This is a genomic window from Nocardiopsis sp. YSL2, from assembly GCF_030555055.1.
Classification (GTDB): Bacteria; Actinomycetota; Actinomycetes; order Streptosporangiales; family Streptosporangiaceae; genus Nocardiopsis.
Genome location: NZ_JAMOAO010000001.1, coordinates 1,273,437 through 1,297,393 on the forward strand (window position 1 = coordinate 1,273,437; position 23,957 = coordinate 1,297,393).

19 protein-coding genes are annotated in these 23,957 nt (G+C 71.3%); 7 read left to right on the forward strand and 12 right to left on the reverse strand.

The window, feature by feature from the left end; translation table 11 throughout:
• Nucleotides 1-111: 111 nt before the first annotated feature.
• Both M1P99_RS05465 and M1P99_RS05470 read right to left on the reverse strand, forming a co-directional pair.
• A complete protein-coding gene (locus M1P99_RS05465) occupies nucleotides 112-378 on the reverse strand; it encodes a hypothetical protein (protein ID WP_304451584.1) in 267 nt (88 codons plus the stop codon).
• A complete protein-coding gene (locus tag M1P99_RS05470; RefSeq protein WP_304451585.1) occupies nucleotides 375-1,049 on the reverse strand; it encodes a caspase family protein in 675 nt (224 codons plus the stop codon). The genes M1P99_RS05465 and M1P99_RS05470 overlap by 4 nt, the downstream gene beginning before the upstream one ends.
• A 194-nt stretch (nucleotides 1,050-1,243) precedes the next feature.
• Here M1P99_RS05470 and M1P99_RS05475 point away from each other — a divergent pair, with 194 nt between their 5' ends.
• The 7 genes from M1P99_RS05475 to M1P99_RS05505 all read left to right on the forward strand — a co-directional run bounded on the left by M1P99_RS05475 (nucleotide 1,244) and on the right by M1P99_RS05505 (nucleotide 9,094).
• The gene (locus M1P99_RS05475; protein ID WP_304451586.1) at nucleotides 1,244-1,876 is read left to right on the forward strand and encodes a type 1 glutamine amidotransferase family protein; all 633 of its coding nucleotides are present in this window, start codon (nucleotides 1,244-1,246) and stop codon (nucleotides 1,874-1,876) included.
• Between the two features lie 50 nt (nucleotides 1,877-1,926).
• The gene (locus M1P99_RS05480) at nucleotides 1,927-2,334 is read left to right on the forward strand and encodes a MarR family winged helix-turn-helix transcriptional regulator (protein WP_304455585.1); all 408 of its coding nucleotides are present in this window, start codon (nucleotides 1,927-1,929) and stop codon (nucleotides 2,332-2,334) included.
• A 47-nt stretch (nucleotides 2,335-2,381) separates the two neighbouring features.
• Nucleotides 2,382-3,392 carry a low specificity L-threonine aldolase gene (locus M1P99_RS05485; protein ID WP_304451587.1) on the forward strand — a complete coding sequence of 337 codons (1,011 nt, stop codon included), beginning with the start codon at nucleotides 2,382-2,384 and terminating at the stop codon, nucleotides 3,390-3,392.
• 149 nt (nucleotides 3,393-3,541) lie between these two features.
• Nucleotides 3,542-4,333, forward strand: a complete 792-nt coding sequence (locus M1P99_RS05490; RefSeq protein ID WP_304451588.1) for an IclR family transcriptional regulator — start codon at nucleotides 3,542-3,544, stop codon at nucleotides 4,331-4,333.
• Nucleotides 4,334-4,718: 385 nt separating this feature from the next.
• Complete coding sequence (gene glpK, locus M1P99_RS05495) at nucleotides 4,719-6,218, forward strand: glycerol kinase GlpK (protein ID WP_304451589.1); 1,500 nt, start codon at nucleotides 4,719-4,721, stop codon at nucleotides 6,216-6,218.
• A gap of 208 nt (nucleotides 6,219-6,426) precedes the next feature.
• On the forward strand, nucleotides 6,427-7,176 hold the full coding sequence (locus M1P99_RS05500) for an MIP/aquaporin family protein (RefSeq protein ID WP_304451590.1): 750 nt from the start codon (nucleotides 6,427-6,429) through the stop codon (nucleotides 7,174-7,176).
• Between the two features lie 349 nt (nucleotides 7,177-7,525).
• Nucleotides 7,526-9,094 carry a glycerol-3-phosphate dehydrogenase/oxidase gene (locus M1P99_RS05505; protein ID WP_304451591.1) on the forward strand — a complete coding sequence of 523 codons (1,569 nt, stop codon included), beginning with the start codon at nucleotides 7,526-7,528 and terminating at the stop codon, nucleotides 9,092-9,094.
• Nucleotides 9,095-9,226: 132 nt separating this feature from the next.
• Here the strand turns inward: M1P99_RS05505 and M1P99_RS05510 are convergent, their stop codons facing one another.
• The 10 genes from M1P99_RS05510 to M1P99_RS05555 form a co-directional block, all read right to left on the reverse strand.
• Nucleotides 9,227-9,430 carry a cold-shock protein gene (locus M1P99_RS05510; RefSeq protein ID WP_053615475.1) on the reverse strand — a complete coding sequence of 68 codons (204 nt, stop codon included), beginning with the start codon at nucleotides 9,428-9,430 and terminating at the stop codon, nucleotides 9,227-9,229.
• Nucleotides 9,431-9,708: 278 nt separating this feature from the next.
• Nucleotides 9,709-12,273: a glycoside hydrolase family 2 protein gene (locus M1P99_RS05515; protein WP_304451592.1), complete on the reverse strand. Its 2,565-nt coding sequence runs from the start codon at nucleotides 12,271-12,273 to the stop codon at nucleotides 9,709-9,711.
• Nucleotides 12,274-12,317: 44 nt separating this feature from the next.
• Complete coding sequence (locus M1P99_RS05520; protein ID WP_304455586.1) at nucleotides 12,318-13,229, reverse strand: ABC transporter ATP-binding protein; 912 nt, start codon at nucleotides 13,227-13,229, stop codon at nucleotides 12,318-12,320.
• An 8-nt stretch (nucleotides 13,230-13,237) separates the two neighbouring features.
• Nucleotides 13,238-14,188, reverse strand: a complete 951-nt coding sequence (locus M1P99_RS05525) for an ABC transporter ATP-binding protein (protein ID WP_304451593.1) — start codon at nucleotides 14,186-14,188, stop codon at nucleotides 13,238-13,240.
• Nucleotides 14,188-15,096 (reverse strand): ABC transporter permease, encoded by a 909-nt coding sequence (locus M1P99_RS05530; protein ID WP_304451594.1) that lies wholly within the window; start codon nucleotides 15,094-15,096, stop codon nucleotides 14,188-14,190. The genes M1P99_RS05525 and M1P99_RS05530 overlap by 1 nt, the downstream gene beginning before the upstream one ends.
• Nucleotides 15,093-16,088, reverse strand: coding sequence for an ABC transporter permease (locus M1P99_RS05535; protein WP_304451595.1), 996 nt, complete (start codon nucleotides 16,086-16,088; stop codon nucleotides 15,093-15,095). Before M1P99_RS05535 ends, M1P99_RS05530 begins: the two co-directional genes overlap by 4 nt.
• A gap of 329 nt (nucleotides 16,089-16,417) precedes the next feature.
• A complete protein-coding gene (locus tag M1P99_RS05540) occupies nucleotides 16,418-18,130 on the reverse strand; it encodes an ABC transporter substrate-binding protein (protein ID WP_304451596.1) in 1,713 nt (570 codons plus the stop codon).
• A 188-nt stretch (nucleotides 18,131-18,318) separates the two neighbouring features.
• Nucleotides 18,319-19,338, reverse strand: a complete 1,020-nt coding sequence (locus tag M1P99_RS05545; RefSeq protein ID WP_304451597.1) for a LacI family DNA-binding transcriptional regulator — start codon at nucleotides 19,336-19,338, stop codon at nucleotides 18,319-18,321.
• A gap of 105 nt (nucleotides 19,339-19,443) precedes the next feature.
• A complete protein-coding gene (locus tag M1P99_RS05550) occupies nucleotides 19,444-20,343 on the reverse strand; it encodes an Fpg/Nei family DNA glycosylase (protein ID WP_304451598.1) in 900 nt (299 codons plus the stop codon).
• 377 nt (nucleotides 20,344-20,720) lie between these two features.
• Complete coding sequence (locus M1P99_RS05555) at nucleotides 20,721-23,885, reverse strand: DNA helicase (protein WP_304451599.1); 3,165 nt, start codon at nucleotides 23,883-23,885, stop codon at nucleotides 20,721-20,723.
• Nucleotides 23,886-23,957 lie beyond the last annotated feature (72 nt).

The following is a 23,957-nucleotide window of genomic DNA, read 5'->3' on the forward strand; positions in this document are numbered from 1 at the left end:
AAGCCGCGCGTTCGCATCTGTTACTTCGCTGAGACCCGCGTCACCCGCAACCCCCGCGCCACAGGCGTTCTCGCACGTCGGGCCCCGGGGAGATCCCTCCCCGGGGCCCGATCACGACGGTCGGTCCGCCCGGCCGACCTCCTCGGACGTGAGGTAGGGCGCGGCGTCGTGCGCCTTCGGCCCGTTGTCCACGGGCACGTCGTCGATCCCGCCGAAGAGCGGTTCCAACTCCTTGACCAGTGCGACCACGTCGCGCCGGTCCGCGACGTTGGTCCACGCGCGCACCGCCGGGGGCCGGACCCCCTGGCCGCGGACCGGCGCGGGCACGAGGCGGTCGAAGATGAGCCCGGCGATCCCCAACGGCGACCCCAGGGTCACCAGGTCCAGTCCCGGGGTGTCCGACGACCCGCACAGGGCCTCGTAGGCGACCACGGTCCCCAGCGAGTGCGCGACGACCAGTCGCGTGTCGGGGCCGATCCGCGCACGGACCCGGTCGCGGGCCGCCGCCCTGATCTCGGGGTCGGTGAAGAAGGCCCGCACCTGCTTGAGGTCGGCGACCCCGGCGAAGACGTGAAGCGGTAGGCGAGGGTGTTGAGCGCGATCCCGGCCGCGTCGGCGGCGCCCGCTCCGGCGGAGCAGGTGTCCAGGACGACCAGGAGCCGCCGCAGCCGCCCCTCGCACAGGATGCGCGCCAGGTCCTCGGTGGCCAGAGCGGTCGAGGCCGGGTTCCCCTCGATGGTGTCCCAGCAGCACAGATAGTGCCGGTCGCGGTCGGGCGCGAACCCGTGACCGGCGAAATAGAGGACGACCACATCCTCTTCTTTCAGGTCCACATCCGCGACCCAGCGCCTGATCTTCTCGCGAATGTCGTTCGCGCTCTCGTATCCGCCCATGCCCTCCAGAACGGGCTCGTAGTCGAATCCGGTGAACAGGTCACGGACGGCGCGCACGTCCGCGCCGACCCTGCTCAACTGCTGCTCCTCAGGGAGGTTCCGGTACCTGGAGACACCGATGGCGACGAAGAAGCGACGACCGGTTCCACTCGGCAAGGGGGCCAACCTCTCAGGTTTTCTCCGTGGGGTATTTGCAATTGTGTGATGCCCGAAAAGGTGCGGGGGTCGACACTTGGACCATTATGCCCCCACGCTTCCCGCCTCTCCGGAATCATGAATCCCCCGCGCACTGCTCCGTCGTTCCATCGAAGAATCTTGACAGCATGTTGTCGTGTTGACAGACTGTTGTCATGAGCACAGAGACCGCCACCACCGTCCACCTCGCCGTCTACGACGAGCTCGCCGACTGGGAGATCGGGCACGCGGTGTCCCAGATCCGCGCCGGGGACTGGCAGCGCCAGCCCGGGCGCTACGACGTCGTCACCGTCGGGCTCAGCGGCGCACCGATCACCACGATGGGCGGTCTCACGGTGCTGCCCGACATCACGCTGGCCGACCTCAAGCCCACCGCCAGCGCCATGCTGATCCTGCCGGGCTCCACCGGCTGGGACATCGAACCCGAGTCGCTGGCCCCCTTCGCGTCCGCCGCCGGGATCTTCCTGGACGCGGGCGTGCCGGTCGCCGCCATCTGCGGTGCCACCGCCGGCCTGGCCCGCGAGGGACTGCTCGACCACCGGGACCACACCAGTGCGGTCCCGGAGTACCTCCAGGCCACCGGCTACTCCGGCGCCGACCGCTACCGCCACGACCTCGCCGTGACCGACGGCGACCTCATCACCGCCAATCCGACAGCGCCGGTGGAGTTCGCCCGGGAGATCTTCCTGCGCCTGGACCTGCACCAGCCCCGTATCGTCGACGCCTGGCACCGGCTGTTCGGCCAGCACGACGCCTCGGCGTACATGGTCCTGCAGGAGGAGGCGTGAGCACGGCCTCCGCCGCGGCCGACCACGCCGCGCTGCTCAGCGGCACCGCGATGGGCGTCTTCCGCCTCAACGGCCAGATCCTGGCCGTGGCCGAGGAACTGGCCCGCGCGGGCGGGCTGACGGCCGCGCGGTGGCAGGTCCTGGGCGCGGTCCTGTCCGAACCGCAGCCGGTCTCCGCCATCGCCCGCCGGTTCGGCACCTCCCGCCAGAGCGTCCAGCGCATCGCCGACGTGCTGGTGGAGCAGGGCCTGTGCGAGTACCGGCCCAACCCCGCGCACAGCCGGGCCAAACTGCTCAGACCCACCGACGCGGGGCTGGCCGCCGTGCGCAGGATCGGCCCCGGCCACGCCCGGTTCGCCGACGCGCTGGTGGCCGAGATGGGCGTGGAGGGGGCCCAGGAGGCGCTGGCGGCCCTGCACTCCCTCTCACGGGCCCTGGACCGGGTCACCGGGGACTGACCGCCGCCGGTTATGTTCGTTGGGCACCCCACGCGAAGGAGCCCGCCATGATCGACCTGCGCTCGGACACCGTCACCCGCCCCACTCCCGCCATGCGCCGGGCGATGGCCGTGGCCGAGGTCGGCGACGACGTCTTCGGCGAGGACCCGACCGTCCGGGAGCTGGAGGAGGAGACCGCCGCACTGCTGGGCACGGAGGCGGCGCTGTACGTCCCCTCCGGGCACATGGCCAACCAGCTCGGGCTCTACGTGTCCACGCGCAGCGGCGACGAGGTGTGGGCCCACGAGCACCACCACCTCATCGGCGACGAGCAGGGTGCCTCGGCTGTCCTGTCACGGGTCCAGCCCCGCGCGTTCTCCGAGGGCGTGGCACCCTCCGACGCGCTGTTGGAGTCCTGGTTCGCCGGCGCCCGACAGGGCGACGTGCACCGGGCCGAGCCCTCCCTGCTGTGGCTGGAGAACACCTTCACCGGCCGGGTGGTGCCGTTGGCGGAGCAGCGCCGGGTGACGGGGTTCGCGCACCGCCACGGCATGCGTGCCCACCTGGACGGCGCCCGGTTGTGGAACGCCGCCGCGGCTCTGGACGCCGCACCGGCCCGGGTCGCCGAGGGCTTCGACACGGTCTCGGTGTGCTTCTCCAAGGGGCTGGGCGCGCCCGTGGGCTCCGCACTGGCCGGTGACGCCGACACGGTTCTGCGGGCCCGCCGGGGCCGCAAACTGCTCGGCGCCGGGATGCGCCAGGCCGGGATCATCGCGGCCGGGGCGCTGTACGCCCTGCGCCACCACCGCGAGCGGGTCGTGGCCGACCACGAGCGCGCGGAGCTGCTGGCCGCCCGGATCGACGAGCTGCCCGGGCTGTCGGCCGCGGCGGCCACCAACATGGTGCTGGTGGACACTCCCGAGGGCAGGGCCGGGGAGTACGTCGACGCCTTCGCCGACCACGGGGTGGCCGCGCTGGGCGGCGGATCGCGCATCCGCCTCGTGGTCCACCTGGACATCACCGACGGCGACGTCGCCGAGGCCGCGCAGCGGATCTCCAAGGCCGCCGCAGGGCTGTGACCGCGGCACCCGACCAGGTCAGGGCCGATAGGCGCGGCTACACTGTGCCGGTCCCAGGAACGAGTACGTCGCCCGGGGGTGGTGCGCGTCACGACGCGTAGTAGCATTCGGCGTATGACATTGTCGTACTAGAGAGTGGTAGCACCGCAATGCCGGGAAGAATCCAGTCCATCGAACGCGCGGCCGCCATCCTGCGCCTCCTGGCGAGCGGCGCCAGAGGGCTGAGCCTCGCGGAGATCTCCCGGTCCCTCGAACTGCCCAAGGGCACCGCCCTGGGCATTCTGCGCACCCTCCAGCACGTGGGCTTCGTGGAACAGGACCCCGAGTCCGGCCACTACCGCCTCGGCGGCGGCATGCTGAGTCTCGGCACGCGCTACCTGGACGGCAACGAGCTGCGCACACGGGCCCTGAACTGGGCGGACACCCTCGCCTCACGCAGCGGCGAGAGCGTGCGGATCGGCACCCTGCACAAACGGCAGGTGCTGATCGTGCACCACGTGTTCCGACCGGACTCCTCGGCGCAGACCCTGGACGTGGGCACGCTCCTGCCGCTGCACGCGACCGCCATCGGCAAGGCCCTGATGGCCTTCGACCCCTTGGCGGTACCGGACGAGGACCCCGCGACCGCCGGTGAGGGCGAGGCCCTGACCCTGACCACGTTCACCCGCCACACCGTCACCTCCCCCGCCATCCTGGAGCAACAGCTGGTCGAGGTACGCGACAGCGGCTGGGCCTGGGAGGTCGAGGAGCTGGTGGAGGGCGAGGTGTCGATCGCCGCGCCCATCCGCGACCGGCGCGGGGTCACCGTGGGCGCGATCGGCGTGCGGGGTGCCGTGGAACGCCTGGCCAGCTCCGAGGGCAAGCCCGACATGGAGCAGGTCTCCTACGTGCGCGACGCCGCGCGCGCCATCTCCCGCGAGCTGGGCGTCACGCCCTACTGAGCCGGAGCACCACCCGTCCGACCTGCGCACATACACCGCGCAGCGCGGAAGGCACCCTTCACAACCCTTCACCGGATTTCTCACGCGCCACTCGCCGGAGTGGTGCGCTTCCCTGCCCTGCCCGGCTCTGACAGCGTGTTGGGCGGCCTCGCAGTGACCCACGCGACACGATTGCGTCACGCGGCCTTGACATGGGGAGGAAAGACGGATGAAACTAGCGCCTAATCGTGCGTCAATGTCGTACATCGTGCGGAGTTGAGAAGGGTTCACACGTCAGCGGCCCACCGGAGCCGACCTCGTTCACACGAGGGCGCCCCGAACCGCCGCGGCGCCCTCCCCGTCCGTCCACCCACCCCAGACCCGTCCACCTGAAGGCGAGCACCCGATGAGTCAGCAGTACGTCGCCGCGATCGACCAGGGAACCACGTCGAGCCGCTGCATCCTCTTCGACCGTGACGGGCGCATCGTCTCGGTCGACCAACGCGAGCACCGCCAGATCTTCCCCCAGCCGGGCTGGGTGGAGCACGACGCCATGGAGATCTGGGCCAACGTCGAGGTCGTGGTCAAGAACGCCCTCCAGAAGAGCGACATCACGCCGGACCAGGTGGCCGCCATCGGCATCACCAACCAGCGCGAGACCACCGTCGTCTGGGACCGCGAGACCGGCGAGCCCGTCCACAACGCCATCGTCTGGCAGGACACCCGCACCGGCGACCTCGTCCGCGAGCTCGGCGGCGACCAGGGCCAGGACCGCTTCCGCGAGACCTGCGGCCTGCCGCTGGCGACCTACTTCTCCGGCCCCAAGCTCCGGTGGCTGCTGGACAACGTCGAGGGCCTGCGCGGCCGCGCCGAGCGCGGCGAGGTCCTCTTCGGCACCATGGACACCTGGATCATCTGGAAGCTGACCGGCCGCCACGTCACCGACGTGACCAACGCCAGCCGCACCATGCTGATGAACCTGCACACCCTGGAGTGGGACGCCGGCGTGCTGGAGGCCATGGACATCCCCGCGGCCGTCCTGCCCGAGATCCGCTCCTCCTCCGAGGTCTACGGCGAATCCCGCGGCTACCTCGCGGGCACTCCCGTCGCCTCGTCCCTGGGCGACCAGCACGCCGCCCTGTTCGGCCAGACCTGCTTCGACCCGGGCGACGTCAAGGGCACCTACGGCACCGGCACCTTCCTGGTGATGAACACCGGCACGGAGCCCGTGACCTCCGAGAACGGCCTGCTCACCACCCTGGGGTACAAGCTGGGCGACGAGCCCGCGGTGTACGCCCTGGAGGGCTCCATCGCGGTCACCGGCTCGCTCGTGCAGTGGCTGCGCGACAACCTCGGCCTGATCGCCAGCGCGCCGGAGATCGAGACGCTGGCCCGCACGGTGGAGGACAACGGCGGCTGCTACATCGTCCCGGCCTTCTCCGGCCTCTTCGCCCCGCACTGGGACAGCGACGCGCGCGGCGTCATCGCCGGCCTGACGGGCTACGTCAACAAGGGCCACATCGCCCGCGCCGTCCTGGAGGCCTCGGCCTGGCAGACCCGCGAGGTGGTCGACGCGATGAACGCCGACTCCCAGATCGACCTGACCTCCCTGAAGGTCGACGGCGGCATGACCGCCGACAACCTGCTGATGCAGATCCTGTCCGACGTCCTCGACGCCGAGGTCGTGCGCCCGATGGTCGCCGAGACCACCTGCCTGGGCGCCGCCTACGCCGCGGGCCTGGCCGTGGGCTACTGGCCCGACGTGGAGACCCTGCGCGCCAACTGGCACAAGGCCGCCGAGTGGACGCCGAAGATGGACGCCGACGTCCGCGCCCGCGAGTACCACAACTGGAAGAAGGCGGTGCGCCGGACCCTGGACTGGGTCGAGCGCGACGAAGAGCAGTAACCCGGGGCTCGTCCCCTCCACATCAACCGCCGCCCAGGGGCACTGGTGCCACCTGGAACCCCTGGGCGCGGTCCCGGGGCACGGTCCGTGCCCCCTTCCATCCCCATCATGTGACGGGTGGGTCCGATTATGCCCGTGTCCGGCAGTCCCTCGCCGACGCGGCCGGCCCTCCCGTGACCCGGCTGCCCCACAAGGGGCGGAGGTCCCCATGGTCTATCTGGCAGAGTTCGTCGGTACGGCGATCCTGATCCTGCTGGGCGGCGGTGTCGTCGCCGGTGTCGTGCTGGCCAAGTCCAAGTCCGAGAACGCGGGCTGGATCGTCGTCACGTTCGGTTGGGGTATGGCGGTCGCGATGGCCGTCTACGTCACCGGCACCACCAGCGGCGCCCACATCAACCCCGCGGTCACCATCGGCCTGGCCAGCATCGGCGACTTCGAGTGGTCACTGGTGCCCGGCTACATCGCGGCCCAGATCGCCGGCGCCTTCACCGGCGCGGTCCTGGTCTACCTGGCCTACTACGCGCACTGGAAGCACACCGACGACGCCGACGCCAAGCTCGCCGTGTTCAGCACCGCTCCCGCCGTGCGCCACCCGGTCGCCAACTTCATCACCGAGGTGATCGGCACCGCGATGCTGCTCCTGGGCATCCTCGGCATCGGTGCCAACTCCGGTCACATCTCCCAGGGAGAGGTCGACCTGGCCGGCCTGTTCAGCACCGGCATCGCCCCGCTGCTGGTCGGCCTGCTGGTGCTGGGCATCGGCCTGTCCCTCGGCGGTCCGACCGGGTACGCGATCAACCCGGCCCGCGACCTGGGCCCGCGCATCGCCCACGCGGTCCTGCCCATCCCCGGCAAGGGTCCCTCGGACTGGGGCTACGCCTGGATCCCCGTCGTCGCCCCGATCGTCGGCGGCGTCATCGGCGCCTGGATCTGGCGGCTCAGCGGCTTCGGGGCCTGATCTCCGACAGCGGTCCCAGCACAGGCGAGGGGCGCCCGGCACACCGCGCCGGGCGCCCCTCGTCGTGTCCGGTCGGGGAGCGGCCCCGTACGCCAAGGACCATCGAAGTTCGACAATGCCGCACAACGGAAGCAGACAGTAGTCACTCGCGCAACTCAAGACACAGAGGGTGACGGAAACCTCGAGCTGAGCACCGATCTTCTGAACTTCTACCAGCAGAGAGACGGTCGATCTTCACTGTCGTTCGGCATTGTCGTATTATGCAGTTGACATCCCCCTGAAACGTGGAGCCCGTTCAGGTGACCGCGCGGATCCCCGCCATCCCTTCCGATCGGTTGGAGCACCAGCCATGACAGTCAAAGCCCACCAGAACGACACCACCTCCTCGCGCACCCACACGCGCGACGAGCTCACGCGAGGCACCTTCGACCTCCTCGTGATCGGCGGCGGCATCCTCGGCACCTCCGTCGCCTGGACCGCCACCCAGGCCGGCCTGCGCGTGGCCATGGTCGACTCCGGGGACTTCGCCGGGGCGACGTCGAGCGCCTCCTCCAAGCTGGTCCACGGCGGTCTGCGCTACCTGCAGACCGGCAACGTGCGCCTGGTCGCGGAGAACCACAAGGAGCGCCGCTCGCTCGCCTCCGACGTGGCACCCCACCTGGTCAACCCCATGCCGTTCCTGGTCCCCATCTACAAGGACGGCCCCCACGGCGCCGCCAAGATGGGTGCGGGCGTGTTCCTGTACTCGGCGCTGTCGGCGTTCGGCGACGGCATGGGCCGCCTGCTCTCCCCCGCCCAGGCCCACCGCCTGGCGCCGGGCCTGCGCACCGACGGCCTGAAGTCGGTGGCCGCCTACAGCGACCACCAGATGAACGACAGCCGCATGGCCGTGATGAGCGTACGCGCGGCGGTGGACGCGGGCGCGGTCGTGCTCAACCACGCCGAGGTCGTGGGGCTGCGCAGCACGCGCGGCCGGGTCACCGGAGCCGACCTGCGCGACCGCGTCGGCGGCCAGGAGTTCGGGATCGACGCGCGCCTGGTGCTCAACGCGACCGGCCCCTGGGTCGACCGCCTGCGCCGTCTGGAGGACCCGGACGCCGCACCCAGCGTCCGCCTGTCCAAGGGCGCCCACCTGGTCCTCAAGACCCCGGAGCCGTGGCGCGCGGCGCTGACGATCCCCGTCGACAAGTACCGCGTCTCCTTCGCCATCCCGTGGGAGGGCCGCCTGCTCCTGGGCACCACGGACGAGGAGTTCACCGGCGACCCCGCCGACGTCGGCGTCGTGCAGTCCGACATCGACCAGATCCTGGGCGAGGCCGCGCTGGGCATCGACGCGCCCTACCTCGACCCGGCCCACATCAGCTACTCCTTCGCGGGCCTGCGCGTGCTGCCCGGCGGCCCCGGGGCCAGCAGCACCGCCAAGCGGGAGACCGTGGTCACCCAGGGACGCGGCGGCATGCTGTCGGTCGCGGGCGGCAAGTGGACCACCTACCGCCACATCGGACGCACCGTCCTGGAGGAGCTGCGCCGGGTCTCGGCCGTGCCGCTGGCCGAGGACATGGCCGACCCGCTGCGCACCGTCCCGCTGCCCGGCCTGGCCAGCCCGGACGCTGTGGCCCAGCGCATCATCATCGACCGCGATCCGGGTGCCCGGATGGACCCGCTGGTCGCGCGGCACCTGGCCTCGCACTACGGCAACCTGGCCCTGGACATCGCGGCCCTGGTCCGCGAACAGCCGGAGCTGGGCGAGCGCGTGCACCCCGACGGCCCCGACATCTGGGCCCAGGTCGTGTTCGCTCGCGACCACGAGTGGGCGGTGACCGCCGACGACGTCCTGCGCCGCCGCACCACGGTGACCGTGCGCGGCCTGGACACGCCCGAGGTGCGCCGCCGCACCGAGGAGCTGCTCCGGGGCTGAGCGCCCCGCGGGCGCGGACCCCGTCCGCGCCCGCGCGGTCCGGCCCGGAGCGACGCCCCGAACCGGGCCGGGACACAACGAGGACGCCCCCGGAAGGCAGTGCCTTCCGGGGGCGTCCGACGACGTGGCTACTTAGATAGCGACGACGTTCTCGGCCTGCGGGCCGCGCGTGCCGGCGACGACATCGAACTCCACGCGCTGGTTCTCCTCCAGGTTACGGAAGCCCGTGCCCTGGATCGCGCTGTAGTGAACGAAGGCGTCGGGGCCGCCGTCGTCGGGGGAGATGAAGCCGAAGCCCTTCTCGCCGTTGAACCACTTCACAGTTCCCTGAGCCATGTTTTCTCCTTCAGCTCGGTGTACACGGACGCATACTCACACGCCCGATAATTGCCGCGAGCCGATCCATGAGAAACCGCCCGCCGGTCACAAACTCCGCGGGCAAGACACCAACTGCGAAATTCAACGACTAACAATCACTACTGAACTTATCACAGACGAGCCGCTTGGCGAGGGCTCTGAGTGTGGCAACACGCACCACGTCCTGAGGAATACCGCCGAGCCGCGCGGGGAACCCGTGTGACGCACGGGATGGACACCGTCCTGTCACCCTCCGCTCACACGGAGGTCGCCAGCGTGTCGTTGACGCACCTCAGGACGGGTGGCGCCGTCACCGCGTCCGCGTCGAGCACCGCACCGCCCCGCACGACGAACGTGTGCTCCTCGCCCGGCAGCAGCGTCACCAGACCGCTGTCCACCGAGGCCCGCTCCGACAGCCGGTCCACGTTCAGAACGAGGTCCCGCACGAGCACACGGGCCCGGACGGTCACCCTCAGATCAGCGCCGTCCACCCGCGTGTCGACGTCGAATTCCGGCTTTCGGTAGTCCAGGTCCCGGTCGCGGGCGAAGAACCACCACGCGCGCTCCCCCGCTCCGTCGACGGTCAGGACCTCGCGCGCGGGATCACCCGCCCTGGCCACCCCCGCGTCGACCGGGACCCGCAGTGCCCCGCGCGGCGCCACGCGCACCGCGTGCGTCCCGGCCGCGAGAACGCCTCCGTCGGCGGCGGCGCGGCGCGCCACCGTCAGCTCGGTCGTCCACTCCTCGTCGGTGTCGTTGCCGAGCACCACCGTCAGTGCGCCGCCGTCGGCGGGCTGCACCGTGGCCACCCGGTCGGCGTGGACCCGCCGCAGCGCGTACCAGAGCGGCTTGCGCCGACCGGCGCCGTCGACCGCCGCCCAGGAGGTCACCGGCCAGCAGTCGTTGAGCTGCCAGACCACGCTGCCCGTGCAGTAGGGCCACATCGCGCGGAAGTGCTCGATGCCCAGGGTGATCGCCCGCGCCTGGTTGACCTGCGTCAGGTAGTGCCAGTCGTCGAAGTCCCAGGCGCGGTCGCCGAAGTGCGCCTCCAGTCCCCGGGCGAGCTTGCCGTTGCCGTCGATCGCCTTCTGGTGGTGCAGTACTCCGGGCGAGACCGGTGTGAGGGGGTCGTCGCCGACGGCCGCGCGCAGGGTGGCGTAGGCCGGCGGCGCCTGGTAGCCGAACTCGGCGGCGAACCGGGGCCGGTGGTCGCGGTAGTGCGTGTAGTCGAGGTCGTTCCACACGTCCCACAGGTGCATCGTGCCGTGGGCGGCGTCGTTGGGGTGCACGCCCGCCGCGTCCGAGTACGGGCTGCCCGGCCAGTACGGCCGCGTCGGGTCCAGCTCCGCCACCACGCGCGGAAGCACGTCCAGGTAGTAGCCCTCGCCCCAGGGGCGGCCGTCCAGGACCGGCTTCCAGCCCCAGTCCTCGTGTCCCCAGATGTTCTCGTTGTTGCCGCACCACACCGCGAGCGAAGCGTGCGGCGCCAGGCGGACGACGGCTTCGCGCGCCTCCGCCTCGACCTCGGCCGCCAGCGGATCCTCCTCCGGGTAGGCCGCGCACGCGAACAGGAAGTCCTGCCACACCAGCACGCCCAGCTCCGAGCAGATCCCGTAGAAGTCCTCGGACTCGTAGATGCCGCCGCCCCAGACCCGCAGCAGGTTCACGCCCGCCGCGCACGCCTGGTCGATCCGCTCCCGGTAGCGGTCGCCGCCCACCCGGGAGGGGAAGGCGTCGTCGGGGATCCAGTTCGCCCCCTTGACCAGGATCGTCCGCCCGTTCACGCGGATCCCGAACCCGGTACCGTGCGCGTCCGGCGCACTGTGCACCGCGACGTCGCGGAAGCCGATGCGGCGGCTCCAGGTGTCCAGGACCCGGCCCCGAGCGGACAGCTCCACGTCCAGGTCGTACAGGGGCTGGTCCCCGTGACCGCGCGGCCACCAGAGCCCGGGGTCGGGCACCTCCAGCTCCAGGACCGCTCGGCACTCCCCCGGAGCCGCCTCCGCGGTGACGCGCACGCCCCCGACCTCCGCGGTCAGCTCCAGGACCTCGTCCCGGCCCGGTCCGGTGCGTTCCACGTCCACGTGCAGGAGCACGCGTCCGCGGACGCCGGCCGGCGACCCGCCCCCGGTGCCCGGCCACACCACGCCGACCTGGGGCCGCACCTCGGCCAGGCGGGCCGTGGACCAGGCGTGCAGCCGGATCGGCCGCCAGATCCCGGACGTGACGACCGTCGGCCCCCAGTCCCAGCCGAAGTTGCACGCCATCTTGCGCACGTACTGGTACGGCTCGTCGTAGGCACCCGGGTAGGGGCCCATGCGCTCCTTGTGGCCCTCCGCGTACCGGTACGGGGAGGCGAAGTCCACGACGAGTTCGGGGCCGTGCGTCCCCCCGTCCGCTCCGTCGGCCGCCGCGCCCCGGGCGAGCGCCTCGGTGACGTCGAAGCGGTAGGAGCGGTGCATGTTCTCCGTCCGCCCCACCTCGCGCCCCGCCACACGCACCGCGGCCACGGTGTCCAGGCCCTCGCACACGAGGTCGACCCGCTCGGCCCGGGCCGCCTCGTCCGCTCCGGCGAGCGAGGCGGCCTCCCCGGCCAGAGAGCGCGTGTACCGCCAGTCGGTCCGCCCGATCCAGCCGAGCCGGGTCTCGTTGTCGTCGCGGTAGGGGTCCTCGACGAGGCCGTGCGCGAGCAGGTCCGTGTGGACGCAGCCGGGCACGGTGGCCGCGACCGTCCCGAGGCCCGCGGCCGGCTCGGGCAGCGTGCCCTCGTGCGGCAGCGCGGTGAGGGTCCAGCCCTCCGTGAGGTCGATCCAGGAGGTCATGGACCCTCCCTTTCCCAGGTCAGGGTGGTGTGGCGGGGCGGGGCTCAGCCCTGGTCGATGCCGACGAAGTGGCCTTCCTCGGCTTCGATGAGGGGAGCAGAGTCGTCTCCCTCGTCGACCGTCGGCAGCGTCACGTCCTCGGGCGGGTCGGCCGCCAGCTCCGCGTCGACCTCCGCCCACGTCTTGTGCAGCTGCGGCACGCAGGACAGCAGGTGGCGGCTGTACGGGTGCAGCGGGTTGTCGAACACCCGCAGCGTCGGACCCATCTCCGCGATGGCGCCCTTGCGCAGGATCACCGACTTGTCGCTGACGTAGTTGCCCAGCGACAGGTCGTGGGTGACGAAGAGGATGCCCAGTCCGCGCTCCTTGAGGTCGCCGAGCAGGTTGAGCACGTCGATCCGGGTGGAGGCGTCCAGCATGCTGATGATCTCGTCGGCGACCAGCAGCTTGATGTCCAGCAGCAGTGCCCGCGCGATCAGCAGGCGCTGGAGCTGGCCGCCGCTGAGCTGGTGCGGGTACTTGTTGAGGACGTTCTCCGGGTCCAGGCGCACGGTCCCCACCGCGGCCAGCACCTTGTCCTTCCAGTCCGCGTCCGAGACACCGGGGAAGTAGGAGCTGCGGATCATCTCGAAGACCCGGTCGGCCTTGAAGATCGGGTTGAAGCAGCTGAACGGGTCCTGGAAGACGCCCTGGACCTGCCGGTAGTACTCCTTGCGGGCGGCGAACCCCTTGATGGTGGTGATGTCGGTGCCTTCGACCGTGATCCGGCCCGACGTCGGCTTGGACAGGCCGAGGACCATCTTGCCGATGGTGCTCTTGCCGCTGCCGCTCTCACCGATGAGCGAGACGACCTCGCCCGGCTCCACCGTCAGGCTGACGTCGCGGACGGCGCGCAGCCGCCCGCCGCCGAACGCTCCCACCCGGTACACCTTGTGCACGCGGTCGAGTTCCAGCATGGTCTGCCTCACCCCGTCTTCCAGCAAGCGGCCCAGTGGCCGGGTTCGATCTCGAGCAGCGGAGGCTGTTCGTTGCACTTGGAGAAGGCCATCGGGCAGCGGTCCTTGAACCGGCAGCCCGTCGGCGGATTGAGCAGTCCGGGCGGCGTGCCGGGGATGCCCTCCAGGCGGGTCTGGTCCGCCGTCGATCCGACCTCGGGCAGCGCCGAGATCAGCATCTTGGTGTAGGGGTGCTGCGGGTTGTTGATGATCGTGCTCGTGGAGGCCTTCTCCGCGATGCGTCCCGCGTACATCACCATGATCGTGTCGGCCATCTGGTACACGAGCGAGATGTCGTGGGTCACGAACACCATGCTCTTGACGTAACCGCGGTCGCGGAACTCCACCATCGACTCGGCCACGGAGCGCTGGGTGGACACGTCCAGGGCCGACGTGGCCTCGTCGGCGATCAGCAGGGACGGGTTGAGCAGCGTGGACATCACCATGACCACGCGCTGCTTCATCCCGCCCGACAGCTCGATCGGGAACCGGTCGAGCACGTCGGGGTCCAGACCGACCAGCTCCAGCCGACGGTTCAGCTCGTCGGCGATGTCGGCCGGGCGGAGCCCGCGCGAGCGCAGCAGCTCGTTGATCATCCGCCCGATCTTGCGCGTCGGGTTGAGCGCGCTCATCGCGTACTGCGGGATCAGGGAGACCTCGTGGTAGCGGAAGGGCACCATCGCGTCGTCGTCGGCGATGGGCAGGTCCTTGCCGTCGAGCTCGATGGAGCCTCCGACGTGGCGCATCCGGGAGTCCAGCCGGATCAGGCTCTTGCCCAGCGTGGACTTGCCGCAGCCCGACTCTCCCGCCAGGCCCATGATCTCGCCGTCGGCGAGGTCGAAGCTGACCCCGTCGAGGGCGTGGACGTCCCCGCGCAGGGTTTGGTAGTAGACCTTCAGGTCCTTGACGCGCAGGGTCATCACAGCTCCCGCAGCTTGGGGTTGAACACTTCGTCCAGACCCACGTTGAGGATGTACAGAGAACCGACGAGCGTGGTGATGCCGAGGCCCGGCGGGATGAACCACCACCAGATCTGCAGCTGCAGCGCGCTCCAGGCGACCGCGCTCTCCAGCATCAGGCCGAGCGAGACGCCGTTGGTCGGGCCGAGGCCGATGAAGTCCAGGCCGGCCGCGATGAGGATCGCGCTGCCGAAGAGCAGGATGAAGGTCATCACCAGGTAGGAGCTCATGTTCGGAGCGACCTCGGTGGTGATGATGCGCCAGGTGCGCCGTCCGCTGAGCCGGGCGAGGTCGACGAAGTCGCGGGTCGCCAGGGACAGGGTCTGGGAGCGCACGGCGCGGGCGGCCCACGGCCACGACGTCAGACCGATGAACAGGCCCTGGACGTACACGCCGCGTGCGTCGAGGTAGGCCACGGCCACGATCAGGACGACCATGGCGGGCAGCACCAGGACCACGTTGGTGATCATGTTGAGGATCTCGTCGACGATCCCGCCCTTGTACCCGGCCACGAAGCCGACGGCGGTACCGATGACGAACGCGACGCCGCCGCCGAACACCCCGATCAGGAACGTGGAGCGCAGGCCGTGGACGAACTGGGCCCAGATGTCCTGGCCGAAGCTCGTCGTGCCGAGCCAGTACTCGCCGTTGGGCGGCTGGCTCTTGGGACCGACGTAGGCGTTGGGGTCGTCTCCGACGAAGAAGGGGCCGATGAGCCCGATGAGCAGGAGGGCGAGCACGATGCTCGACCCGATGAGGAGCTTGGGGTTGCGCCGCGCGAAGTGCAGGGTCTCGGAGACCTTGCGCTCCCCGCTGGGTTCCGGGGCAGCGGCCCCATCGGCGCCCGAGGCGCCAGCGACGTTGGTCATGCCGCTCCTCCCGTCATCTGGACCCTGGTGCGCGGGTCGACCAGGACGTAGACGATGTCGATGATGAAGTTGGCGATCAGGACTCCCACGACCACGAACAGGAAGATCCCCTGGAGCAGGAAGAAGTCGCGGTTGGTCAGGGAGTCGAGGATCAGTGAGCCCAGACCGGGGTAGTTGAAGACGATCTCGGTGAGCAGGGCTCCGGCGATGATCGTGCCCAGCTGGACGGCCAGGCCGGTGATCTGCGGCAGCATCGCGTTGCGGAACGCGTAGCGGCGGATCAGCTTGCGCGGGGCGCCCAGCGCCTGGAGGTAGTTGGAGTAGTCCGCCTCCAACTCGTAGATGATCATGTTGCGCATGCCGATCGCCCAGCCGCCGAGTGCCACGACGAACATGGACAGGAACGGCAGGAACCAGTGCATGACCAGGTCCCAGACGAACTCCCACGTGAACGCGGCGCGCAGTGAGTAGCTGTAGCCGCCGGAGACGGGGAACCATCCGAGCACCACGCCCAGGGCCCAGGCGAGCAGCAGGGCCAGCCACATGTACGGCGTCGCGGTGAGGACGTAGCCCACCGGCAGGATCGTGTTGTCCAGCACCTTGCTGCGGGCCGCGAACGCGCCGAAGCGGTTGCCGACGATCCAGCTCAGCACGATCGCGGGCAGCAGCACGGCGAGGGTGTACGGGACCGAACGCATGATGATGTCGGTGACCGGCTCCGGGTACAGCATGATGCTGATGCCCAGGTCGCCGCGGAACAGCCCGGCCCAGAAGCTCAGGTACTGCTGCCACAGCGGTGTGTCGAGCCCGAAGAGCTCGTTGTAGTAGGCGTTCATGCGTTCGAGTGCCTCGGGGTCACTGATCGAGGCGCGGGAGAGCATGCTCCGGATCGGGTCCCCCGGCATGAACCGGGGGATCATCCAGTTGATCGTGACCGCGACGACGAACGTCAGCAGGTAGACGGCCAGTTTGCGGCCGATGTAGCGCCACACACTTTCCTCCAGGGTGATGGCGGCGGACGGTCAAGGGCCCCGTTGCCCTGGGACCTCGCGGGATCGGTTCGGGGCGCGGGACGCGGTGGGTTTCCTCTGCGGCGCCGGCGCGCTCGCGGGCGGGCCGCGGCTGCGCCTGGCGCGGGGTCCCCGCGCGCTCCTCGCGGGGCGGGCGCCGCGGCTTGGGGGCGGCACCCGCCCCGCCGGGACGCGGCCCCGGCCGGACCGGATCCTGGACGGCCTCACTGGCTCGTCACGGGAGTCGCGGTCCGGCCGGGGCGGGGAGTGGCCGGGGCGGAGGTGGGAGCTCCTGGCACCCCGGCCGGCGGCTACTCGGCGGCCGGTTCCAGCTCGGCGAGCATCTGCACGGCGCTGAGCTCCAGCCAGCCGTTCCAGAGCGTGGCCGGGTAGTTCGGCGTGTCGTCCGCCTCGGTGGGCCAGTTCGTCCAGTGGTTGGTGCTGTGCTGCGCCCAGAGGCCGTTGTACCAGAGCGGGATGGCCGGCAGTTCGGCCAGCTGCACCTCCTGGATCTGCGAGCTGAGCTCGACCTGGCCCTCGACGTCGTCGACCGGCAGGGCCGCGAAGTCCTCGACCAGGCTCCAGACCTCCTCGTTCTCGTACCGACCGAAGTTGACGGTGGTCTGCTGGTCCTGGACCGGCTGCTGGAAGAGGTAGTCGTAGTAGGTCCAGGGCGTGTTGCTCTGCTGGCGCTCGTTGTTGATGAGCATGTCGAACTCACCGGAGTTGCGGCTGTCGACGAGCAGGTCGAACTCGGGGAAGTCGGCGGTGACGTTGATGCCGACGGCCTGGGCGTTCTCCGCGATCAGACGGGCCGACTCCATCCAGTCGGTCCAGCCGGACGGCACCTGCAGGGTCAGCTCGATCGGGTCGCCGTCGGGCGTCTCGACGAAGCCGTCGCCGTCCTCGTCGAGGTAGCCGTTCTCCTCCAGGAGCGCGACGGCCTCGTCCTGGTCGAAGGTGAAGCCCTCCTCGGCGACCAGCTCGTGGTCGATGAACTCGTCCCAGGCGGGGAGCAGACCGGTCGGGTTGGCGCCCTCGACCAGGTTGGAGTACGGGCCCTCGATGATCGCCTGCATGTCGATCGAGCGGGCCAGCGCCTGGCGGAAGTTCACGTCGTTCATCGGCTCACGGTCGTGGTTGACCACGAGCCAGGCGGTGTTGGCGCTCTGCATGTACGGGGGACCGTCGTAGAAGCTGGTCAGCGTCTCGTCGCCCTCCAGCACCTGGTCGATGCCCGGCAGGAAGTTGTTCGACAGGTCGACCTCGCCCTGGGTCAGCATGTTCATCGTCACCTCGTTGGAGGCGTTGACGATGTCGACGATGTAGCGGGCGTCCATGTCCATGTCGAGGGCCTCGATCGCCCACCAGTCGTCGTTGCGCTCCCAGACCATGCGGTCGTCGGCGTGCGACTCGTAGACGTAGGGGCCGGTCGCGACCGGGTTCTCGTTCGGGTTCTCGATGACGTCGGTCTCCGACATCTCGGACCAGATGTGGGAGGGGACGATGGGGTTGGTGTACGCCCAGTTCATCCACTCCTGCGGACGCGACTCCGAGAAGGTGACCGCCACGGTCAGGTCGTCGGTGGCCTCGACGGACTCGACGTAGTCCCACACGTTGCTGTAGGGCGAGCCGTCCATCTGCCCGAGTTCGAGCGTGGTCACGACGTCCTCGGCCACGAGGGGCTCGCCGTCGGTCCAGGTGATGCCCTCGCGGAGGGTGATCTCGTGGACGTTGTCGGCGGTCCACTCGTCGCTCTCGGCGAGCCAGTGGACGTACTCGCCCTCGGCCGAGTCGAAGAGGAACAGCGGCTCGTAGGCGAGGCCGATGGTGCCGACCGCGTACTGCCCCTTCATCATGGGGTTCCAGCTGGTCGGCGGGCCCCAGGCGGTGCCCGTCGTGTACAGCGTCTCCTCTCGGGGGTAGGACCCCGAGCCGGTGTCTTCTTCTCCGCCGCCACTCGAGCAGGCAGTGGCCGCAAGGGCCAGTGCCGCGAGTGCCGCCGGTAGCCGCAGCGATCTCATCTCGACTCCTCCTTCGACCCGGACGGCCCGTGGGGGGATCCCCAAAGCTGGGAGCGCTCCCAGACGGTGCCGGGATGGGCCGTTTGCTGAACCGGGTAAGTGACGTTAACAACAACATGCGCGGACGAACGCCGTCAATCCCCGACACTTCGCTGTTATGGCCTTGTAACAGCGGCGACGGGTGTTGGTCATGCTCTCCGGGGGCCGGTACTGGCCCGCGGATGCAGCTCTCCGCGCGGTGCCTCGCGGGGTTGCAGGGGTTCGGCGGCCACGGCCAGGGCCAGCATCCGCGCCACCTCGCCGCCGCAGAAGGGCACGTCGCGCGAAACCGCGGTCAGCGAGGGCCTGACCAGCTGGCACAGCACCGAGTCCTCCCAGGCCACGATGGACAGCCGGGAGGGTACGTCCACCCCCATCTCCCGGGCCACACCCAGACCGGCCACCGCCATCAGGTCGTTGTCGTAGACCAGCGCGGTAGGACGATCGGACCTGGCCAGGAGCCTGCGCGTGGTACGCGTCCCGGCCTCGCCCGTGTAGTCGGCCTCGATCGTGAACGCCTCGCACAGACCGGCCTCGGCCGCCGCGCGCTCGAAGGCCTGCGAGCGCACCCGCGAGTGGACGAGGCCGCCTGGACCGGAGACGTGTGCGATACGCTCGTGTCCGAGAGCCGCCAGATAGTGCACCACCTCGCGCATCGAGGCGGCGTCGTCGCTGTACAGGCACGGCAGGGTGCCGGCACCGTCGGGCCCGCCGAGCACCACCGCGGGCAGCGCCAGGTCCTCCACCAGGGCGACCCGGGCGTCGTCGACGCGCAGGTCCACCAGGATGACCCCGTCCACCCGGCGTTCGGCCGCCCACCGGCGGTAGACGGCCAACTCGGCCTCGGCGTCCTCAGTGACCTGCAATAACAGGTCCATACCGGTGACGGCGAGCTCGGCCTCGATACCCGAGACCAGCTGCATGAAGAACGGTTCGACGCCCAGCGAGCGCGCCGGACGGTCGACCACCAGGCCCAGGGCACCGACACGGCCACCCGGGGAGAGTGCCCGCGCGGTACTGCTGGGCGCCCATCCGAGATCGTGCGCGATGGCCAGGATGCGGGCGCGGGTCGTCTTGGAGACCCCCGGCCGGTCGTTGAGCGCGTACGACACCGCCCCCTTGGACACCCCCGCCGCCTTGGCGATGTCCATGATGGTCGGACGCCGCATTAATGCCCCCACTTCGCCTCCTTTGCTGAACCGGTTAAGCAGACGGCATGGGATTGTAACGTACGCGCCACGCGCCGCCTCGGGCGCGAGCGGGAGCCGGAGCGGTCAGCGGCCGTTCCCCGGGGCGCCGCCCTGGCATCCGGGACACCAGTACAGCGTGCGTCCGGCGAGCTCACGCGCGGACACGGGCGACGCGCACACGCGGCAGGGCTCGCCGGTCCGGTAGCACACGTAGAGCGTGTCGGGCCGCGGGACCGGCCGGGCGCGGGGATCGGGCCGGTCTTCGGGGCGGGTCGTGATGATGTAGCCGTCGCGGACACCGTCGCGCAGCAACCCGGCCAGGTCGGTCCACAGCCGTTCCCACTGGTCGCGGGTGAGGTCGCGTCCCGGTGTGAGGGGGTCCAGTCCGGCGCGGAACAGCGACTCCGCACGGTAGATGTTGCCGATGCCCGCGACCACGTCCTGCCGCATCAGCAGCGCCGCGATACTCGTCCGGGACCGGCTCACCACGCGCCAGGCGCGCTCGGGGTCGGCGTCACCGCGCAGCGGGTCGGGTCCCAGGCGGTCCTGGACGGCCTCCTTCTCCTCCCCCGTGATGACCTCGCAGGCCGAGGCGCCCCTCAGATCGGCCCAGCCGGTCGCGTTGACGAGCCGGACCCGGACCGCGCCGACCGGCGCCGGGGGCACCACGAAGCCCTCCGCGTCACGCGCCAGCTCCGAGCGCCCGGCGCCCTCGGCCCGCGGCGCGCCCAGGTGCCGCTCGCCGTCGGCGTCACCGAACGTCCACGCCCCGTACAGCCCCAGGTGCACCCGCACCCACTCCCCCGAGTCGAATCCCAGGAACAGGTGCTTGCCGTGCGCCTCGCTCTCGACCAGCGTCCGGCCGTCCACGCGCGCGGCGCCCTCGGTGAAGCGCCCCTGCGGGCTCGACGCGCGCACGGTCCCGCCGCCGAAGGTCTTGTCGAAGTGCGCCGCCAAGCGGTGCAGCGTGTGCCCCTCAGGCAACTCCGGCCCCTTTCCCCGGTCCGGCCCGCCCCCGGGAGGGGGACGATCCTCGCACTCCGAACCTTCGCACCGTTCAGACTAGGCGCTGTGTCCCCACGGGTGTCGCGAGGGTTGCGCACCACCTGCACCCCCAGGGGCCGAAGTGCACATACGGCTCTACGAGCCCTCCGAGGGGGTGGACGTAGTGCGTTCGACCCACCCCGACCCCCACGGGTGTCGCGAGGGGCGCGCCGGTGTTCTGCGGGAGGAGACGGGGCCGCAGCGAGGAACGAGCAAGGCAAGTCGACGACGAAGAACACCGGCCTCCCGGCGCCCCGAGCACGGGCCGAAGCGAAGCGGAGGCCCAAAGAGAACGCGGAGGCCCAAAGAGAACACCGTCAGTGGGCCGACAGGATCTCCTTGACGAGGCTCTCCGGGTCGGCCAGGCATCGCCACGCGGGGACGACCACGACGGGGTCTCCAGTGGTGCGGTTGAGGGACTCGCCGCGTTCGACCAGGTGGCGCAGGCCGCGGCCGTGCGATTCACGGTCCAGCAGGAGGAGCAGCCGCCGGGCGCCGAAGCCCACGACCAGATCCACGGCCCATCCCTGGACCCTCTGCCCGGTGAGCACGCTGACCCCGACCTCGCGCAGCCGTTCGACCAGGGCGGTGCGGGCCGGATCCGATCCGGCGGCTTCGGCGTCCGCCGCGGTCGCCAGCAGGTCGCCCAGCGGGCCGTCGTCGCCCGACCAGTACGCGCGGTCGCCGACCACCACCAGCCGCCGGGTGCGGGTGAACACCGTGGACCACAGATGGCCCATCCGCCGGACCCGGCGTTCGGCGATGGCGGGAGACCCCTTGGCCAGCATGGGCGACAGGACGGTCAGGTCCACGGCGTCACCGTCGCGGCCCAGCAGCTCTGCGCCGCCCACCCGCACGTCGTGCCGGAGCACGCGCTTGTCCAGCAGCCGCCGGATCAGCGCCACCTGGGGCTGGGTGGGCGCCACGACCGCCATGGTCGTTCCGGGCGGCACCTCCGCGTCCAGCTCGTCCACGACGACCAGCACGCGGTAGGCCTCGTCCCGGTTGATGTAGGAGGCGCCCGGCGCGGCCTCGCAGGTTCCGGCCACATCACGCCAGTCGACGGCGCCCCGCCCCGTGAGGTCGGGAGCGGTGCGGACCGTGACGCGGCCTCCGTAGCAGCGCTGGAAGGCGATCTCGGCCAGTTCCGGTGACGCTCCGCGGTGCTCGTCCAACCACAGCAGGGGCGGGGCCGCCTTGTAGGCCGCCCGCAGGGCCGAACCGGACCCGTGCCTGAGGCCGCGGTCCTCCAGCTGGTCGGCGGTGGTCCCGGCCGCCGCCAGGGCGCGCCGCTCCTCGTCCGGTTCCAACGCGCTCGCGGGTCCGGGGTGGGCGGGGTCGCCGATCACCACCGCGCGTGTGGACCGGTACAGGACCGGAAGGAGTTCGGCGACGCGGGTGCGCTCGGCCCCCGCCACGATCACGAGGTCGAAGAGTCCGGCGGTCGGCGGCAGGGACCGGGCGTGGCCGGTGCGGCACACCCAGGCCGGCAGGGTGTCGAGCAGGGTGGGCAGACCCGGCCACCCGCTCCCGTGGTGCCAGTTCAGCGTCTCCAGACGGTTCTCGATGGCGGCCCGCCCCCGGCGCAGCCGGGGTTCGGTCACCGCGCTCAGGCAGGCGGCCCCGGCCCGCTGGTGCCGGTCACCGGCCTCGGCCAGCTCCGCGGTCAGCCGGCCCAGCGGAGCGCAGCTCGTGCGCCGGTCGACGGCCGCGCGCCACTCGCTCTCCATCCGGGCGACCGCGCACAGCCGGACCAGGTTGTCGGGGTCGGTCGGCACGCCCAGCTCGCGGCGGATGGCGGTGCGGTGCTGCACGCCCGTCAGGCCGCCGGACCTGGCCCGTTCGGCGCGGTGGAGCCAGTACTCCGGGCCGCCGTGCTCGGGGGTGAAGAGCCGGTCGGGGTCCCAGCCCTGGGCGATGCTGTGGACGCGCTCGACCGCCAGCCGGGCCAGTGCGTGGCCGCCGGAGGCCATGGTGTCCATGGTCCGCCACACCTCCTCGACGCGGCTCCAGGCCTCGGCCAGGTCGCGCCGGTGCCGCGCGGCCTCCTCCGCGTCGCCCGGCGCGGGGCCGCCCTCGGCCGGCGGGTCCGCGCGCTCGGTCAGGAGCCGGTCGAGCAGCCGGATCTCGGCGGCGCGCTGCCCGGGACCGCCGACCCGGACCACGGGGTGCGCGGGCGCGGACGCGGCCCCGTCCAGGACGTCCCGGACGTCGTCCTCGGTGGCCGCGCAGACCAGGACCCGCTGGCCGTGTCCGACGGCCGTGCGCACCAGGGCGTCCACCAGGTCGTTCAGGCCGCTGCCGGGCGGGGCCGCCGCCACCGTCAGCTGCTCGCGCATCGCGGACCGCACGACCTCGTACTGGGACTGGGTGAGCCGCGTCGCGGAGATGGGGGGCGGATCCCCGCCGTGCCCGCCGTCCGGCTCGCCGGTGTCTCCGGGCGCCCGCCCGGCCGCCCCGCGCGCGGCGCTCCGACCCGCCCGGCCGCGTCGGCGCCGCCCGCCGTCCTCCGGCGGGACGGCGGGGCCCAGGACGGCGGCATCCGTCACGGACGACCGGCCGAGCAGGGACGCCAGCGCGGTCCCGCCGACCTCGTCGGGGTTGAGCCCGTCGCGGTCGGCGGGGTCGAGGTCGGCCAGGATTCCCTCCACCCCGCCCGGCTCCGGGTCGTCGGTGTCGAACTGGCCGCCGGGTCCCGCCCGGAACACCACGGCGACGTTGTGCGCGCCCGGGTCCATGACCCGGGGCAGGCCCCGGGTGCCGAGCGGGTCGATGTCGTCCACCCGCTCGATCTCCAGTCGGCTGAGCAGGGTGCGGACCTTGGCGGCGAGCTCGGCGACGGCGGCGGGACGCCGCGCGGTGTCCGGGGCGCCGGTGCGCAACCGGGTCCGCAGCTCGAAGAGGTCCTCGGGGTCGGTGATGCCGAGCCGTCGCAGGAGGGCGCAGTTGACGTCGGGCGGGCCCACCGGCCGGACCAGCGGACCCTGTGTCCCGGCCGGGTCGTAGGCCCCCGTGGCCGCCTCCAGGTCGTCGACCACCCGCACGTCCACGGTGAGCAGCGGCAGGGCCGCCCGGTCCGCGCCCTCCCCGACGGCCACCAGCGGGTAGCCGTAGCGCAGCGCCTGCCCCCGGCGCAGCGACAGGCGCAGGACCCGAGCCGACTCCGGGTGCAGCGGCAGGGTCTCGCGTGCTCCGCTGAACAGCAGTTCGGGACCGGGCGGCAGGCACGCGCAGGTGTCGGAGTCCACGTGCTCGGCCCGCACCTCGTGCGTGTGCACGGCCTCCCGGCTCAGGCAGGCGCGCAGGTAGGACAGCAGGGACCGGACCTCGGAGCGGTCGATCGGCGGCTTCCACCGCAGCGACGCCCTGCCCACGCCCGAACGCGCGACCTGGGTGACCGGTCGGATCCCGACCGCGCCGACCACCGTCGCACCGGTGCCCGGGCTTCCCGCCTCGTCCTCGTCGTCCCGCAGTGACCTCACAACGCCCCCCGGCCTTGCGCACGGACACGCGAACAGCGTAACCGCGCGACTACCCCCAGCTAGCAATGCCCA

Bases quoted from the DNA above. Each gene is read 5' to 3' on its own strand.
- M1P99_RS05475 (WP_304451586.1), top strand. From the start codon at position 1,244: ATGAGCACAGAGACCGCCACCACCGTCCACCTCGCCGTCTACGACGAG.
- M1P99_RS05480 (WP_304455585.1), top strand. From the start codon at position 1,927: ATGGGCGTCTTCCGCCTCAACGGCCAGATCCTGGCCGTGGCCGAGGAA.
- M1P99_RS05485 (WP_304451587.1), top strand. From the start codon at position 2,382: ATGATCGACCTGCGCTCGGACACCGTCACCCGCCCCACTCCCGCCATG.
- M1P99_RS05490 (WP_304451588.1), top strand. From the start codon at position 3,542: ATGCCGGGAAGAATCCAGTCCATCGAACGCGCGGCCGCCATCCTGCGC.
- glpK (WP_304451589.1), top strand. From the start codon at position 4,719: ATGAGTCAGCAGTACGTCGCCGCGATCGACCAGGGAACCACGTCGAGC.
- M1P99_RS05500 (WP_304451590.1), top strand. From the start codon at position 6,427: ATGGTCTATCTGGCAGAGTTCGTCGGTACGGCGATCCTGATCCTGCTG.
- M1P99_RS05505 (WP_304451591.1), top strand. From the start codon at position 7,526: ATGACAGTCAAAGCCCACCAGAACGACACCACCTCCTCGCGCACCCAC.
- M1P99_RS05510 (WP_053615475.1), bottom strand. From the start codon at position 9,430: ATGGCTCAGGGAACTGTGAAGTGGTTCAACGGCGAGAAGGGCTTCGGC.
- M1P99_RS05515 (WP_304451592.1), bottom strand. From the start codon at position 12,273: ATGACCTCCTGGATCGACCTCACGGAGGGCTGGACCCTCACCGCGCTG.
- M1P99_RS05520 (WP_304455586.1), bottom strand. From the start codon at position 13,229: ATGCTGGAACTCGACCGCGTGCACAAGGTGTACCGGGTGGGAGCGTTC.
- M1P99_RS05525 (WP_304451593.1), bottom strand. From the start codon at position 14,188: ATGACCCTGCGCGTCAAGGACCTGAAGGTCTACTACCAAACCCTGCGC.
- M1P99_RS05530 (WP_304451594.1), bottom strand. From the start codon at position 15,096: ATGACCAACGTCGCTGGCGCCTCGGGCGCCGATGGGGCCGCTGCCCCG.
- M1P99_RS05540 (WP_304451596.1), bottom strand. From the start codon at position 18,130: ATGAGATCGCTGCGGCTACCGGCGGCACTCGCGGCACTGGCCCTTGCG.
- M1P99_RS05545 (WP_304451597.1), bottom strand. From the start codon at position 19,338: ATGCGGCGTCCGACCATCATGGACATCGCCAAGGCGGCGGGGGTGTCC.